Origin of the sequence: Catenulispora pinisilvae (genome assembly GCF_015356865.1) — a bacterium.
Classification (GTDB): Bacteria; Actinomycetota; Actinomycetes; order Streptomycetales; family Catenulisporaceae; genus Catenulispora; species Catenulispora pinisilvae.
On record NZ_JAAFZA010000266.1, the window covers coordinates 1 to 13,266 of the forward strand.

General features: G+C 67.9%; 11 protein-coding genes. 1 reads left to right on the top strand and 10 read right to left on the bottom strand.

Features of this window, described 5'->3' with window-relative positions:
* Positions 1-89: 89 nt before the first annotated feature.
* The 3 genes from IZR01_RS41930 to glnA all read right to left on the bottom strand — a co-directional run bounded on the left by IZR01_RS41930 (position 90) and on the right by glnA (position 4,767).
* Positions 90-629, bottom strand: coding sequence for a hypothetical protein (locus tag IZR01_RS41930; protein ID WP_194927077.1), 540 nt, complete (start codon positions 627-629; stop codon positions 90-92).
* Between the two features lie 463 nt (positions 630-1,092).
* Positions 1,093-2,421, bottom strand: coding sequence for a tyrosine-type recombinase/integrase (locus IZR01_RS41935; RefSeq protein ID WP_194927078.1), 1,329 nt, complete (start codon positions 2,419-2,421; stop codon positions 1,093-1,095).
* 921 nt (positions 2,422-3,342) lie between these two features.
* A complete protein-coding gene (glnA, locus tag IZR01_RS41940; RefSeq protein ID WP_194927079.1) occupies positions 3,343-4,767 on the bottom strand; it encodes a type I glutamate--ammonia ligase in 1,425 nt (474 codons plus the stop codon).
* A 241-nt stretch (positions 4,768-5,008) separates the two neighbouring features.
* On the opposite strand from glnA, the gene IZR01_RS41945 reads away from it, so the two are divergent.
* Positions 5,009-5,416 carry an RDD family protein gene (locus tag IZR01_RS41945; RefSeq protein ID WP_194892390.1) on the top strand — a complete coding sequence of 136 codons (408 nt, stop codon included), beginning with the start codon at positions 5,009-5,011 and terminating at the stop codon, positions 5,414-5,416.
* A gap of 248 nt (positions 5,417-5,664) precedes the next feature.
* Here IZR01_RS41945 and IZR01_RS41950 read toward each other — a convergent pair whose 3' ends face one another.
* From IZR01_RS41950 to IZR01_RS41980, 7 genes are all read right to left on the bottom strand, one after another.
* Positions 5,665-6,390 (bottom strand): DUF4191 domain-containing protein, encoded by a 726-nt coding sequence (locus IZR01_RS41950; protein WP_194892391.1) that lies wholly within the window; start codon positions 6,388-6,390, stop codon positions 5,665-5,667.
* A gap of 50 nt (positions 6,391-6,440) precedes the next feature.
* The gene (locus tag IZR01_RS41955; RefSeq protein ID WP_194892392.1) at positions 6,441-6,626 is read right to left on the bottom strand and encodes a hypothetical protein; all 186 of its coding nucleotides are present in this window, start codon (positions 6,624-6,626) and stop codon (positions 6,441-6,443) included.
* A gap of 321 nt (positions 6,627-6,947) precedes the next feature.
* Positions 6,948-7,901 (bottom strand): lipoyl synthase, encoded by a 954-nt coding sequence (lipA, locus tag IZR01_RS41960; RefSeq protein WP_194892393.1) that lies wholly within the window; start codon positions 7,899-7,901, stop codon positions 6,948-6,950.
* Positions 7,902-7,977: 76 nt separating this feature from the next.
* On the bottom strand, positions 7,978-8,787 hold the full coding sequence (gene lipB / locus IZR01_RS41965) for a lipoyl(octanoyl) transferase LipB (protein ID WP_194892394.1): 810 nt from the start codon (positions 8,785-8,787) through the stop codon (positions 7,978-7,980).
* Positions 8,788-8,824: 37 nt separating this feature from the next.
* The gene (locus tag IZR01_RS41970) at positions 8,825-10,603 is read right to left on the bottom strand and encodes a S1C family serine protease (RefSeq protein ID WP_194927080.1); all 1,779 of its coding nucleotides are present in this window, start codon (positions 10,601-10,603) and stop codon (positions 8,825-8,827) included.
* Between the two features lie 214 nt (positions 10,604-10,817).
* Positions 10,818-12,371, bottom strand: coding sequence for a sensor histidine kinase (locus IZR01_RS41975; protein WP_323746749.1), 1,554 nt, complete (start codon positions 12,369-12,371; stop codon positions 10,818-10,820).
* Positions 12,368-13,057, bottom strand: coding sequence for a response regulator transcription factor (locus tag IZR01_RS41980; RefSeq protein ID WP_194899543.1), 690 nt, complete (start codon positions 13,055-13,057; stop codon positions 12,368-12,370). Before IZR01_RS41980 ends, IZR01_RS41975 begins: the two co-directional genes overlap by 4 nt.
* Positions 13,058-13,266 lie beyond the last annotated feature (209 nt).

Genomic DNA, 13,266 nt, shown 5'->3' on the forward strand with positions numbered 1-13,266 from the left:
CCGAAGGAACCCTGGAGACCCCGGCCCGAGCGCCGGAACTTCGGCATGCCCACACGCCAGCCGCACCCGGAAACCATCAGCACCCTGAATCAGACGACCCGATCATGCTCTTGGTGAAAGACGGAGGCTAGGCGTAACAGCCAGACGCCGTCCGAGGCCGGCCCTTCGAACCAACCGTGGAGGAAGTCTGCCTCGTGGGGGTTCGAGGTGCTGCTCAAGCCACGCACCATGCGGTAGCCCTCTGCAAGAAGCTGGTTGATCTCGGAAGCGATCTCGAGTGCGCGATCTGACATGATCATCTGTGCCTGCGCATAGAGGCGAAGGTAGTCTTCCCGGATTCGTTCGACCCGCGTATCGTCGATCGGCGAGTGGCCGCGCTCCCAGTCGAATAGCATGTCTTGGCAGGCCACGCGATACGCACGGGCGCTAGCGTTGTAGTCGGAGTACAGCGATAGCTTCTCCGTCCTCGCCGCAGCTTGGCTAGCGTTTGCTCGGTCATCGGCACGGTCACGGCGCAGATTTTCTGAATCGGTACGCCGATTGCGGGTAGCGGACCACTGCGACAAGCCACTACCGGCCAATGTTCCGGCAACCCCGACGACCGCGACCACTATGTTCGATGAATCCATGCTCCGATTATCTCCGTCGAACGTGCGTGTTGCTCAGAGGTCAGAGTTGCCCTGGGTTACGGCGCCGAGGTCAGGCGGTGAACCGGACGCCGAGTAAGGCGGCCGTTGTTGAAGATGGCTGGTGTGCTGTGGCTGCGGCGACGTTCAGGAGGAGCGGCGCCAGTACGGGGACTTGACACTCCGAACTCATGGATCGGGGAACAAGGCTCGGTCAAAGTAGGACAGCGCCACTGATCTGAAGCTGTCTGTCCCAGTGCCCGTCAGCCCCGTGCCCATCCTGGCGGTCTCCCCCCAGGGATACCAACCTACGCATGACCTGCTCCGGGCCGGCGGCCACGTCCTCGACGCGTTAAGCAGCGTCGGGGACGTGGCGACATGGAGCCCTAATGCTCTGCGTAGATACGCGACCGGACGGCGCGTCGCGCGGGTTCTATCCGCGAGTGGAACAGCGACCCATTCGGGATCAACGTAGCCATCCCGGGTCCCATGCCCGGGGCGAGTCGAAAACGGAAGCTCGTGACCTCATGGCCCGCAACGTCTCGTCGATTCGCTGTCGCTCCACCTCGTAGTCCGTTTCGGGCTCGTGTGTGTACTTGCGGAGCGTGTAGGCCGGGTCAGCGTGGCCAAGCCTGACCGAGAGCGTGAAGATGTCCATGCCCTCGCCGAGGCGCTGCGTTGCGTAGTCGTGGCGGCCGGCGTGCATCATCTTGTCCCGGCACGGCTCCCACTTCCGCCCTCGGCCAATGGGCTTGTCGTTGAGCGCCTTGATGATCCCCGCCAGTTCCAGGCCGCCCTTCCATACCCAGTTGATGTAGTTCTTGTTCAGGGGCTTCCCCTCGCGCGACGTGAAGAAGATGACGGCGGTGTGTGGCTCCCCGTCGCGGGTTTTCCAAGGGAGGGTGACTTCGATGGGAGCGAAAGCGTCGGCGTGAGCCATTATGGCGAACAAGACCTCGTCCGCTGCCGGGACGAAGCGGTCCCGTTCTTCATCGAGGTCGCTGCACTTGGGAGGTGCGAAGACCATCGTTCCTCGGTCCCAGGCGATCTGCCGCCGTACGTGAACGATCTTCTTGGTCCAGTCGATATCGTCCGGGCTGAACGCGAAAACCTCGCCCTGGCGCATGCCGAGGCCTCGGGTGACGTCCACGAGCGTCTTGTAGCGATCGGGCAGAGTCTCGCGTAGCAACTCCAACTGGCGGCCGCTGAGAGGGGCTTTGCGGGCCGGACGCTTGGAGCGTTTCGGTTTGACGTCGCGAACTGATTTTGCGCGACAGGGATTCTTCGGGATCAGTTCGTCGTCCAGCGCTGACTCCATGATTGCCGCGAGGTGAGCGAGGACGAGACCGATCGTGGTTTCGTCGAGGCCGTACTCTCGGCGGCCGTTGATCCATGCGACGATCGTTGACGGCTTGATGTCGCACAGTCGTAGTTTGCCGAGAACGTCGATGATGTGGTTGTTGATCCGTGACTCGTACTGGGCGTACGTGCGCGGAGATTTGAAGTTTCGGCTGTCGAGCCATCGCTGGGCGATGGCTTCGAGCAGGACCATTCCGTTGCGGGGTGCGATGTAGGTGCCCGAGTCGATTGCTTCGGCGATCTTGTTCAGGTGCCTGACAGCTTCTGTCTTCTTCTCAAAGAGCGCCTCTTGCTGTTCGCCGTCGGGGTCCCGCCAGCGGACCGCCCATCGCGTGCCTCTACCGTGCTTGGCACTGGGAACCTTGTCATGCTCGGCGCAGAGCTTCTCTCCAGGTTCGGGGCGTGACTTGTGCCAGCGGTCGTACGGTTCGGGCACGAGAACGACCTTTCCGTGAGGGCCAGCGGACTACGAGGCTTTTGATTCGAGCCAGGCCATGACGTCGAAGGGGTTGTATCGGCGGTAGCGGCCTACTCGATACGACCGCGGACCGTTGCCGACGTGATTCATGTAGTGAAGGGTCTGTTCGGAGAGCTGGAGGAATGCGGCGGTTTCTTTGTGGCTCCACAGCCGCTCCGGAATCGTTGGTGGAGGCTCTTTGTGCTGTGGGGTGATGGTGCGTGGGCGGGCCAGCCTGGCGTCCTCTCTGTGCTTTGTGCTTTAGCCAGAGTCAGAAGCTGGGCGGCCGAAACGACACTAGATCGACTTCGGCCCTGGGAGTATGCCTCTCACCGGCGAATCATCCTTGGCGGCAGGATTTCGCTGGAGGCACTTCTACGAGTGGCACGATCTCGGCCGAGGTGCTAGGGGAGCGTCGCGAGTAGGTCCCGTGCTTCATCGGTGCGAAGTCGGGGCATTCGTGGGCACGGCGCCGAATGATCGGGCGGTCGGCCGGGGAGCGATGGCCGGTTGTAACGAGTTCGTTCATGAGCCGCGGTCCTTCGAGGTAGAAACGGTCCGCTTGAACGGCGGTGTCACCTCTTTAAGTCCGGCTTTGGTTCGTGGAACTGTCTCTGCGATGTGCTTCATCACCCGGTCGGTGGATCGGCTGGCCCGTAGCGGCCGGGCGATGACGGAGCGAGGTGCGTCTACAGACAACGGTGGGTCCGCGAGCCCTCAAAGGGCTCGCGGACCCACCGCGACCAACGTTCTGCAACTGTCAGCTCAAGATCATCCGGCCCACATCGGGCCCACATGAGGTTCGAAAACGCCCATGATCGATCGAAAGTATCCAACAGCCTCGCCACAGGTCAGCTACCGTTTCTGCGCTCGCGGCGCAGGCAGCTGCCCTGAGCGTGTTTAGATGTCGAAGTAGAGCTCGAACTCATGCGGCGTGGGCCGCAGCCGAACCGGGTCGACCTCCCGCTCCCGCTTGTACGAGATCCACGTGTCGATCAGGTCCTGGGTGAACACGCCGCCCTCGAGCAGGTACCCGTGGTCGGCCTCCAGGGAGTCCAGCACCGCCGGGAGGCTGCCGGGCACCTGGGGGATCGAGGCGTGCTCGTCCGGGGGGAGCTCGTAGAGGTCCTTGTCGACCGGGGCCATCGGCTCGATCTTGTTCTTCACGCCGTCCAGGCCGGCCATCATCATCGCGGAGAAGGCCAGGTACGGGTTCGAGGACGGGTCCGGGCAGCGGAACTCGATGCGCTTGGCCTTCGGGTTCGAGCCGGTGATCGGGATGCGGATGCAGGCCGAGCGGTTGCGCTGGCTGTAGACCAGGTTGACCGGGGCCTCGTAGCCGGGGACCAGGCGGCGGTAGCTGTTGACCGTCGGGTTGGTGAAGGCCAGCAGCGAGGGGGCGTGCTTCAGGATGCCGCCGATGTAGTGGCGGGCGGTGTCCGACAGGCCCGCGTAGCCGACCTCGTCGTAGAACAGCGGGACGCCGTCCTTCCACAGGCTCTGGTGGCAGTGCATGCCCGAGCCGTTGTCGCCGAAGACCGGCTTGGGCATGAAGGTCGCGGTCTTGCCGGCCTGCCAGGCCACGTTCTTGATGATGTACTTGAAGAGCATCAGGTCGTCGGCGGCGGCCAGCAGGGTGTTGAAGCGGTAGTTGATCTCCGCCTGGCCGGCCGAGCCGACCTCGTGGTGCTGGCGCTCGACGATCAGGCCGGACTCGATGAGCGTGCGGCTCATGGTCGCGCGCAGGTCCGTGTAGTGGTCGTTCGGGGCCACCGGGAAGTAGCCGCCCTTGACCCGCGGCTTGTAGCCCCGGTTGCCGCCCTCCTCGGAGCGCCCGGTGTTCCAGAACGCCGCCTCGGCGTCGATGTGGTAGAAGCTCTCGCCGGGGCCGGAGGCGAAGCGGACGTCGTCGAACACGTAGAACTCGGCCTCCGGGCCGAAGTAGCACGTGTCGGCGATGCCGGTGCCCTTGAGGTACGCCTCGGCCTTCTTGGCCACGTTGCGCGGGTCGCGGGAGTAGGCCTCACCGGTCAGCGGGTCGTGGATGAAGAAGTTGATGTTGAGCGTCTTCTCCGCGCGGAACGGGTCCAGGCGGGCGGTGCTCACGTCGGGCAGCAGCTGCATGTCCGACTCGTGGATGGCCTGGAAACCGCGGATCGAGGAGCCGTCGAAGGCCAGGCCGTGGGAGAAGACGTCGGCGTCGAACGACTCAACCGGCACCGTGAAGTGCTGCATCACCCCGGGCAGGTCACAGAACCGCACATCGACGCTCTTCACGTCGTTGTCCCTGAGGTACGCGAGTACCTCGTCGGCGTTCGAGAACATCCACTACTCCTTTGAGTACTCTCACCGGCCGGAAGCCTTTCGCCACCGGGGCCGGGACCCAACGGGCACTTCTGTGACCGTAGGACCGGGGGGTTTCCCGGCCGTGTCCCTCTTGTTTCCGGCGTGTTACACGGAGCCCGGCTCCCTTCCAACCTACCCTGTGGGCAGGTCGGCGCCCCTGGAACAGCTGGGGGCGACGTTGGTGGCGGGCGTGGAAACCGTGCGGGGTACCGTGGACGCCATGACCTCGTCCGACTATTCCGGCCAGCGTTTCGGCCTCCCGCAGACCGGTCCGGGCTCGATGGCCCCGGTCGGCCGCCGGCTGGCCGCGTTGGTGATCGACTGGGCCATCGCCTATGGCGTGGCCTACCTGCTGGTCGGCGACCGGCTGTTCCAGTCCGGCCAGTTCGCGGCGCTCAGCCTGCTGGCGGTGATGTACCTGGTGGGCCTGTCGATCAGCGGCTCCACCTTCGGGATGGCGATTCTGGGCCTGCGGGTCAGCTCCGATCAGGGGACCAGGGCCACGCCGTACAAGATCGCGATGCGCACCGTGCTGTTGTTCCTGGTCATCCCGGCGGTGGTCTGGGACGCCGACGGCCGCGGCCTGCACGACCGGGTCGCGCGCACGATGATCATCTCCACCCGCTGACCGATCCGGCACGTGGACCGCGGCCCCGCGCCGGAAAAGGCAAGCGATATCCACATCGGGCGCCCACGAGACGCTCGCTGACCAGCGCCTCCGCCCCGCGTTCGCACCGGGCCTCGGCACGCGCCCGAGCCCGAGCCCGCGCCCGCGCACAACGCCGACGGCCCGCGACCGGAGACCGGTCGCGGGCCGTCGTACGTTCCATGGCGTTTCGCTCGGGTTACAGCACGCAGACGCGGGCTTGTGGCGATTCAGCGCACCTGGCCGCGCGGCATCTTGCCGTTACGCGGCATCGGCCCCTTCGGGATCGGCATGTTCGGCCCGACGGCCTTGAGCCGGTTCTGGTACTCCTGCACCTGCGCCGGACGCAGGTAGCCCTTGCCGGTGGCCGGCTTGAGCCGCATCACCTTCTTGTTCAGCCGTCCCAGCGGCACCATGCCCTCTTCGTCGCCGGCCACGATGTCCTCGCCGACCAGCGGGACGTCCGGGCCGAACAGCCGGGTCAGGTGCCGGCGCTCCTCGGTGAACAGCGCCTTGAGCCGGTTCGGGTTGCCCTCGCCGACCAGGACGATGCCCGGGCGGCCGAGCACCCGGTGGATCATGTCCTGCTGCCGGTTGAAGCGGACGCCGGGGGTGACGTCCCAGCCCCGGCGCAGCGTGTCCAGCACCGAGGCGGCGGCGCCGGCCTGGTCCTTGATCGAGGAGTAGGCCGCACGTTGGGCCCGCCGCCCGAAGACGATCATCGCGGCCAGCACCGCGACCGGAATGCCGAAGATGCCGTAGAAAAGCGGGGAGCCGAGCGCGAAGCCCAGCGCCACGAACACCACCAGGGCGGCCACGGCCCAGGCGGCCAAGACCAGGGGAAGCTTGGGATCCTCCTTGCGGGTCATCCCGTAGACCTCGCGGATCTGCTTCAGCCGGCCCTTTTTCTTGGGCGCATCCCCGTCGGCCGGGGTCTTCGTGGTGTCGCGTGCCATGCCACGCAGGATACGTGGTGCCCGCGCCCGGTGGTAAACCAGTGCGGACGTTACCGGGCCTGCAGGCTCATTTTGGTGAGCGATTCGTGCGCCTCGGCCCGCAGCGCGGCCCGTTCCCGGCCCTCCAGCACGGCGGCGTGCGCGTTGGCCAAAGCGCCCCGCTGACCGCCGGCCCGCAGGACCCGGCGCTCGAAGGATAGAAGCATGGTGCGGACGGAGTACGTTGCGGTGCTCATAGCAAGACCTCGACCAGGAGAAAAAGGGGGGACGTCGGGGGAGCGGAGCCGGTGGCGGGCCACCACCACTGTCAATATTCTTTGTTACAGGGTCTGGTGTGGCCGGTCAAATCGTGGTAACGGGATACGCAATACTGCGGATCTCGTTGCTCCGGCCCGTAAAAAGGCCCCGGTCCGATCTGGACCGGGGCCTTCGTTCGCAGCGTCCTAACAAAGGGGCTGAGCAACGGCTTTCGAAACCGCCTGAGGTGCGACCAACGTCACGCCCGGGACGGCCGACATCACGTCGGAACCGCCGACGTCACACCGGGCGGGCCGACGTCACGCCGGAACGCCGGCCGCGGCCGCCTCGCGAGCCTCGACGGCCTCCTTGTACAGCCGCCCGGCCCGGTACGAGGAGCGGACCAGCGGCCCGGACATGACGCCGAAGCCCATCTGGCGGGCCTCCTCGGCCAGCTCCACGAACTCCTCGGGCTTCACCCAGCGCATCACCGGGTGGTGCCGCGGCGAGGGCCGCAGGTACTGGGTGATGGTGATCAGGTCGCAGCCGGCCTCGCGCAGGTCGGCCAGGGCCTGCGAGATCTCCTCGCGCTCCTCGCCCATGCCCAGGATCAGGTTGGACTTGGTGACCAGGCCGAAGGCGCGGGCCTGGCGGATGACGTCCAGCGAGCGCTCGTAGCGGAAGCCGGGGCGGATCTCCTTGAAGATCCGCGGCACGGTCTCGATGTTGTGCGCCAGCACCTCCGGCCGGCTGCCGAAGACCTCGGCGAGGTGCTCGGGCTTGGCGTGGAAGTCCGGGATCAGCAGCTCCACGCCGCAGCCCGGCAGCATCGCGTGGATCTGGCGGACGGTCTCGGCGTACAGCCAGGCGCCCTCGTCCTCGAGGTCGTCGCGGGCCACGCCGGTGACGGTCGCGTACTTCAGGCCCATGGTCTGCACCGACTCGGCCACGCGCCGCGGCTCGTCGGTGTCGTAGGCCTTGGGCTTGCCGGTGTCGATCTGGCAGAAGTCACAACGCCGGGTGCACTGGTCGCCACCGATGAGGAAGGTGGCCTCCCGGTCCTCCCAGCACTCGTAGATGTTCGGACAGCCGGCCTCCTCGCACACCGTGTGTAGGCCCTCGCTGCGCACCAGGCTCTTCAGCCCGGTGTACTCCGGGCCCATCTTGGCGCGGGTCTTGATCCAGCTGGGTTTCTTCTCGATGGGGACGGCGCTGTTGCGGACCTCAAGCCGGAGCAGCTTGCGGCCTTCGGGTTCTGGGGTGACGGCCGTCACTTCGAGTCTCCTTGCATGAAATGGATAGCCTGTACCGCGTTAATACCTGTGATTAGCAGCCTACGTGGCACGCGCGCTATTCCTTCCCGGCGCCGACGAGTCCGTACGCCTCGGAAACCACGTCGTCGAGGTGCTCGGCGACCAGCGGCGCGACCTCCTCGACCGTGAGGTCCCGGCCCAGCTCGGCGGACAGCGAGGTGACGCCGGCGTTCCGGATCCCGCAGGGGATGATCTTGTCGAACCAGGCCAGGTCGACATCGCAGTTCATCGAGAAACCGTGCATGGTCACGCCCTTGGCGACCCGCACGCCGATCTGCGCCAGCTTGCGGTCGGCCTTGCGCTGCCCGGCGTTGGACGGCGCGTACTCGGGGCCGGCCAGCCGGGGGTCGAACTCCTCGTCGTCGGCCACCGGCGCGCCGACGGTCTTCAGCCGCAGGTTCAGGCCGCCCAGGTCCTGGCGCTCGATCTCATCGCCCAGGATCCACACGCCGCTGCGGCCGTGGATCCGGGTGGCCTGCGGCAGGCCCAGGTCGGCACAGGTTCGCAGCAGCGCTTCCTCCAGCCGCCGGACGTGGCCCACCACGTCCATCGCCTCCGGCAGCCGCAGGATCGGATAGCCGACCAGCTGGCCGGGGCCGTGGAAGGTGATGCGGCCGCCGCGGTCGACGTCGATGACCGGGGTGCCGTCGGTGGGGCGCTCTTCGGGGGCGGTGCGGCGTCCGGCCGTGAACACCGGGGGGTGCTCCAGCAGGATCAGGGTGTCGTCGATCTCGTCGGCGACCCGCCGGGCGTGGACCTCGCGCTGGAGGTCCCACGCGGCCAGATACGGAACGGCCTCCGCGCCGAAGCCGGCGCGGAGGACCGTGATTCCACGTTCGTCAGACACCCCTCAAGGGTACGCCTGGTTCTTACCGCCCCTGCTGCTACTGGGTCGGGGTGGTCGCCAGCACCCCGAGGGTGACGTTGACGGTCGAGGTGGAGCCGTTGCGGGAGTAGGTGATCGGGACGGTGTCGCCCGGCCGGTGCGAGCGCACCGCGGCCGCCACGTCCTGGTAGGAGTACACCAGGCGGTCGCCGATCTTGGTTATCACGTCGCCGGCCTTCAGGCCCGCCTTGTCGGCCGGGGCGCCGGCGGTGACCTGCTCCACCTTGTAGCCGGTCGCGGTGCGGGTGGTGGTGTCGCTCTGGCCGTTCTGTGCCACGCCCAGCGACGCGATCTGCGCCGGCTTGCCCTGGGCCAGGGCGTCCACGATGGGCAGCGCCTCGGAGATCGGGATCGCGAAGCCCAGGCCGATCGAGCCGGCCTGCGAGCTGCTGCCGCCCAGACCGCCGGAGCTCTGGCTGTTGGAGGCGATCGCGGAGTTGATGCCGATCACGTTGCCCTCCATGTCCACCAGCGGGCCGCCGGAGTTCCCGGGGTTGATCGCGGCGTCGGTCTGGACCGCGTCCAGGACCACGGTGCTGCCGTTCTCCGCCTGGGTCTCCACCGGCCGGTTCAGGGCGCTGACGATGCCGGAGGTGACGGTGCTGGTCAGACCGAGCGGCGAGCCGATCGCCACCACCTGCTGGCCGACCTGCAGGTTCTTGGAGTCGGCGAAGGAGGCCTTGGTCAGCCCGGAGACGCCGTCGACCTTTATCACCGCGAGGTCGGCCAGCGGCTCGTCGCCGACGATGTGCGCGTTGGCGGTCCGGCCGTCGCTGAAGGTGACGGTGATGGTGGTCGCGCCGCCGCTACCGCTGCTGCTTCCGCCACTGCTTCCGCCACTGCTCCCACCGTTGTCGCCGCCGCTGTTCCCGCCGCTGCCGCCCCCGAACGGGTTGCCGTTGCCGTTCTGGCTGGAGCTGCCGGTGTTCTGGTTCGGGTCGGCGGCGGCGATCACGTGGTTGTTGGTGACGATCAGGCCGTCCGAGCTGTAGATGATGCCGGTGCCCTCGTCGCCGCTGCCGTTGCCTTGGCTGACCTGGATGTCCACCACGCTCGGCATCACGTGCGCGGACACCTGGGTGACGCTGCCGGGGGTGCTCAGCGCCGTGTTGTTGGTGTTCAGGGGGGAGCGTGAGCTGGAGCCCGCCGTGTTGGAGGAGGAGTTGTTGTTGTCCTTGGCCGCGTAGGTGACCGCGGTGCCGATGCCGCCGCCGATCAGGCCGGCGACCAGGGCCACGGCGACCAGCATCTTGCCGGCGCCGAGCGAGGAGCGCTGGGAGGTGGCGACGGGCGGGGAGTAGGGCGGGAAGGCCGTGCCGTCCGAGGGGGCGGCCCAGTTCGGCGGGGGAGTCGGGCCGGGGCCGAGGTGGCTGCCCGCGCCCGCCTGCGGTGCCTGCTGGGCCGGCGCGGCCTGGCCGAACGCGGCACCGGGCTGGGTCTGCGGCTGGGTCGGAGGCTGAGGCTGGGCCTGGGGCTGCGGTGCCTGCGGGGCCGGGCCCGACTGCGCCTGGTACGCGCCGGCGGCCGGGTCCGGCGGGACCGGGACCGCGGGCTGGATCAGGGTCGCGTCCGGCTCTCCCGGGACGGGCTGCGACGCCACGGTCGGCGGGAGCGCGTCCTGCTGCGGGGGCACCGCCTGGGGGTCCTGAGCCCCGGAGCCGCTGGACACGGCGGGGTTCGCGCCGAAGCTTTCGCGCACGTCCTGGTCCGCCGCTTCGTTGGCGCCGTTGTCGCCCAGGCCGCCGACGCCGCCTGCGTTGCTCGAGGGTTCGTTCATGAGGAGGAGCTTCGCCTGTTCACCTTAAATGCTGCTGAGACCCGGACAAGAGGTAACCGAAAAAGAAGGGCCGCATACCCCTGTGTTTCCACAGGTACGGGTCCTGTTGGGTAACGACTTGGGTAACGACCATATGCGGTACTTGCTTTAAGAACGGCATCAGGCGCGTTCTCCCATAGGGGAACGCGCCTGTGAGGTGCCACTCAGGTTCCGCTTAAGAACCCGCCGCCGAGCCGCTGTTGGAGGAGTCGGCGTCCTCGGTCGGCCGCCCGGGGAGCCACAGTCCGAGCAGCGCCCCGCCGCTCGGCGCCCGCGCCGCCGCGACCCGGCCGCCGTGGTTCTCGGCGGCCTGCCGCACGATCGCCAGGCCCAGCCCGGAGCCCGGCATGGTGCGGGCCTCGGGAGAGCGGTAGAAGCGCTCGAAGACGTGCGGCATGTCCTCTTCGGCGATGCCCGGACCCTGGTCCGAGACCTGGAGCAGGCCGTCGGCCAGACGCACGGTGACGGTCCCGTCCTCCGGGCTCCATTTGCCGGCGTTGTCCAGCAGGTTCGTCACGGCGCGCTCCAGCGCCGTCGGATCGCCTTCCAGGAACCAGGGCTGGAGCTGGATGTCGAACTTCAGTCCCGGGGCCCGCCTGCGGACCCGGTCCACGGCCTGCCGGACCACATCACCCAGGTTCACCGGCTCCGGCGCGGCCTGCGGTTTGGTGTCGCGGGAGAGCTCGACCAGGTCGCCGACCAGCACCGAGAGCTCTTCCATCTGGGCCCGGACGTCGGCGATGAGCTCGGACCGGTCGGCGTCGCTGATCCGCGGCCGGCCCGAACCGGGCGCGGCGTGGTCGGAACCGCTGCCGCCGAAGACCTGGGAGAGCAGGTCGATGTTGGTGCGCATCGAGGTCAGCGGGGTGCGCAGCTCGTGGCCGGCGTCGGCGATCAGGCGTCGTTGATGGTCCTGCGAGCGGGCCAGCGCGGTCAGCATGCTGTTGAAGCTGGTGGCCAGCCGGGCCAGCTCGTCCGTGCCCTGGACCTCGATCGGGCGCAGGTCGCCGGTCCTGGCCACGTACTCGGTGGCCTCGGTGAGCCGGTCCACCGGGCGCAGGCCGGCCCGGCCGACGGTGATGCCCGCGCTGCCGGCGACCGCGATGCCGGCGATGCCGACCAGTATGGAGACCAGGCTGAGCCGGCTGAGGGTCTGCTGGGTGTCGTGCATGGACTGCGCGAGCAGGAGGGCCTGGTGGGTCCCGGGGGAGTACTCGCTCGGCGGCACCGGCACGGTGATCGCCCGGGCCTTGGTGCCGTCGCTGAAGACGATGGTCCGGAAGTTGCTGCCGGTGCCGGCCTGCGCCACCGCGATATCGGCGGAGACCGGCTGGACCTGTGGGATGACAGTGGACTGCGCGTAGTAGTTGATCACGCCGTCGCTGTCGAAGACGACGACCTCGGTGTCCGTGTACAAGGGCACGTCGAGATTGCCCTTGACCTGGTGCGCCGTCTGGTTGTCCTCCTGGATCTGCGCCTCTTTGGCGATCTGGGTGGCGTGGCTGGCCAGCGTCGAGTCCATCTGGCTGAGGATCTGGTTGCGCACCGTCACCCAGCCCGCGATCGACGCCAGCGCCACGCTCACGCCCACCGCGACCATCACCAGCGCGGTGATCCGGGTCCGCAGCGGGACGTGCGACATCACCTCCGTGATCTTCGCGCGCAACCGTTCGTAGGGTCCCAGGCGCTCCTCGGGTTCCGGGTGTTCAGCAGCGATCAGAGGGTTCACGGTGCCGTCTCACGCAGGGAATACCCCACCCCGCGGACCGTGTGGATCAGGCGGGGCAGTTCGTCGGCCTCGGTCTTGCGGCGCAGGTAGCCGACGTAGACCTCGAGGGAGTTGGCGGTGGTCGGGAAGTCGTAGCCCCAGACCTCCTCCAGGATCTGGGCCCGGGTCAGGACCTGCCGGGGGTGCCGCATCAGCAGCTCCAGCAGGTTGAACTCGGTGCGGGTCAGGCGCACCGGCTTCTCGGCCCGGGTCACCTCGCGGGTGGCCGGGTCCAGGGTGAGGTCGGCGAAGGCCAGCGGGGCGTCGGACTGGTCGGCCAGGCTGCCCTGGGTGCGGCGCAGCAGCGCGCGCAGCCGGGCCAGCAACTCCTCCAGCGCGAACGGCTTGGGGAGGTAGTCGTCGGCGCCGGCGTCCAGGCCGGCCACCCGGTCCGGGACCGCGTCGCGCGCGGTGAGCAGCAGGACCGGCAGGTCCTCGCCGGCCGAGCGCAGCCGGCGGCAGGTCTCCAGGCCGTCCAGCCGGGGCATCATGACGTCGAGCACGACGGCGTCCGGCCGCCGCTTCGCGATCGCTTCCAGCGCCGCCAGCCCGTCGGCCGCCAGCTCGACCTCGTAGCCGTTGAAGGCCAGCGAGCGGCGCAGCGAGTCCCGGACCGCCTGGTCGTCGTCCACCACGAGGATGTGCATGGCCGCATTCTGCCCCTCTCGGTTGAGAAGACGCTGAGATCATGCCGATGTTTTTCCAGACGGCCGCCTTGCCGCCCCGCATGCGGATTAGTCCGTTAGAGGGATACGCGTTATCCACAACCCGGGTTTATCCACAGTCGGTCATGTCTTGGTCGCGCTCCGTACCCGCGAATCGGCACAGTAGCGGTCATGGATCACGACCTCACCAC

Excerpts from the sequence above, each read along its gene's own strand:
- IZR01_RS41930 (WP_194927077.1), bottom strand. The coding sequence starts at position 629 with ATGGATTCATCGAACATAGTGGTCGCGGTCGTCGGGGTTGCCGGAACA.
- IZR01_RS41970 (WP_194927080.1), bottom strand. The coding sequence starts at position 10,603 with ATGAACGAACCCTCGAGCAACGCAGGCGGCGTCGGCGGCCTGGGCGAC.
- IZR01_RS41955 (WP_194892392.1), bottom strand. The coding sequence starts at position 6,626 with ATGAGCACCGCAACGTACTCCGTCCGCACCATGCTTCTATCCTTCGAG.
- IZR01_RS41945 (WP_194892390.1), top strand. The coding sequence starts at position 5,009 with ATGACCTCGTCCGACTATTCCGGCCAGCGTTTCGGCCTCCCGCAGACC.
- IZR01_RS41980 (WP_194899543.1), bottom strand. The coding sequence starts at position 13,057 with ATGCACATCCTCGTGGTGGACGACGACCAGGCGGTCCGGGACTCGCTG.
- glnA (WP_194927079.1), bottom strand. The coding sequence starts at position 4,767 with ATGTTCTCGAACGCCGACGAGGTACTCGCGTACCTCAGGGACAACGAC.
- IZR01_RS41950 (WP_194892391.1), bottom strand. The coding sequence starts at position 6,390 with ATGGCACGCGACACCACGAAGACCCCGGCCGACGGGGATGCGCCCAAG.